General features: G+C 59.8%; 2 protein-coding genes and 1 pseudogene. 2 read left to right on the forward strand and 1 reads right to left on the reverse strand.

The annotated features are described in order from the left end of the window. Both AC01FP_RS17470 and AC01FP_RS17475 read left to right on the forward strand, forming a co-directional pair. Positions 1–117: pseudogene (locus AC01FP_RS17470) on the forward strand (photosystem II q(b) protein); the annotation flags it as partial. A gap of 170 nt (positions 118–287) precedes the next feature. Then, a complete protein-coding gene (locus tag AC01FP_RS17475) occupies positions 288–986 on the forward strand; it encodes a DUF6629 family protein (RefSeq protein ID WP_474481988.1) in 699 nt (232 codons plus the stop codon). A 328-nt stretch (positions 987–1,314) separates the two neighbouring features. On the opposite strand, the gene AC01FP_RS17480 is transcribed toward AC01FP_RS17475, so the two are convergent. Further along, the coding region (locus AC01FP_RS17480) for a DUF305 domain-containing protein (protein WP_474481989.1) at positions 1,315–1,616 on the reverse strand (302 nt) is incomplete at its 5' end.

Consider the following 1,616-nt stretch of genomic DNA (forward strand, 5'->3'; position numbering starts at 1 on the left):
AACCGCGCTGGTCTGGGTATGGAAGTGATGCACGAGCGCAATGCTCATAACTTCCCGCTTGACCTTGCTGCTGCTACTGCCACCCCCGTGGCACTGACCGCACCTGCAATCGGTTGATACTCAACAGCCCAGCTACGGCTGGGAAATAACGGAATCCCAAAAGCTCCCTCGCTAGAGGGGGCTTTTTTATTGACTGGGGGGGGCCCTCCGGGGAAATGGACCACACTGCAAGATTTAGGGAGGAAAGTGCCTAAGGTGAAATGACAGTTGGGTTAGAGCGTCGTGAAATGTGTTTCTCAGCCGCCGCCAGCTTCACTAGTGCAGCGCTGTTGATGCCTCTGGGCATCACGGCTTTGGCGCGTCCATGGCGAGACCATCGCCCTGAGCTGCTGCCCCTGGCTCTGATGCCAGTGGTCTTTGGCATGCAGCAGGCCATGGAAGGTCTGGTGTGGCTTGGACTCAACCATGGGCCTGCATCACCCCTGCTCAAGGGTGGGGCCTTGGCTTATCTGTTCTTTGCCATGACCTTCTGGCCCATTTGGATTCCCTACCTGGCCCTACGCCTCTGGCCGCAGCATTGGCATAAGCATGCCCGGCAATTGCTGCAGATCCTGCAGGGGGTAGGGCTGCTGCTGGGGATATGGCTCTGGCTGCCCCTGCTATTGCAGCCAACGCGAATCGAACCGGTGGTAGTCAAAGGGTCGATCGACTACGGCCTGACGCTACTAGTGAGCGACGGTATAGCCGATTCGATTCGCTACCTCTATGCCGCTGTTGTCGCCATACCTCTGCTGCTTCTCCCCTACCCCTGGCTGCGAATCTTCGGGGTGGCTTTGCTGGCCAGCGGCCTAGTGGCGGAATTGGCCTACCGCCAGGCGTTTGTGTCGGTATGGTGCTACTTCAGCGCTCTGCTATCAGTCCTAATTGTGTGGATCGTCCACACGAACAAGATCCGCACCAGGGGACGGCCAAAAGAGGCTTCCTAACCTTACAAAGGCCACTGTTTCCTAGCGGCAGAAGCTTCGGCGAGCTATTGCACATCAGCACCGTTTGCGAGTTACACGCCACCGCCGCGCCTCAAGCGTCTGCACTTGCCGTGATCTGAGGCCGCGGATCAGCAGTAAGGCTGGTCAGATCGGCGAGAACATCACAGCGATGCAAAACCTGCAGGCCGAACTGTTCGCCATGCTCGAAAGCTCGGAGGCTTGCGGAGGCAGTACGCCGGCTCCAGCCACTACCGCGCTGGTCGTCGCGGACCGCTGAGCCGGGCGTTCGCCACCAGGCTGGGGCGGTCTGGGGAGCTCCCTGGCGGCTTCATCGGTTCGCCGATCCGAACCACTGCCGATACCACTGGGCCATCTGCTCGATCTCCTCGCTCTGCACCCGCACCATCGCCGCCTCCAGCTCCCGCAGCTCGGGATGGATGGTGCCCCATTGGGCGTGGGAAGCCATCATCACGCCCATGCGGTGGTGGGAAATTATCTGGTCGAGAAAGGCCCGATCAAAGTCGGGAGCCGTGTGCAGCGCCTCAAGGCTGGTGCCCCCCAGTTTCAGGAAAGTTGTCACCCCTCTGATCAGTACATCCGGGGGCTTGAGGACATGACTAATGCGTCGAT

This window comes from Cyanobium sp. NIVA-CYA 375, assembly GCF_056108345.1.

Excerpts from the sequence above, each read along its gene's own strand:
- AC01FP_RS17475 (WP_474481988.1), top strand. The coding sequence starts at position 288 with ATGTGTTTCTCAGCCGCCGCCAGCTTCACTAGTGCAGCGCTGTTGATG.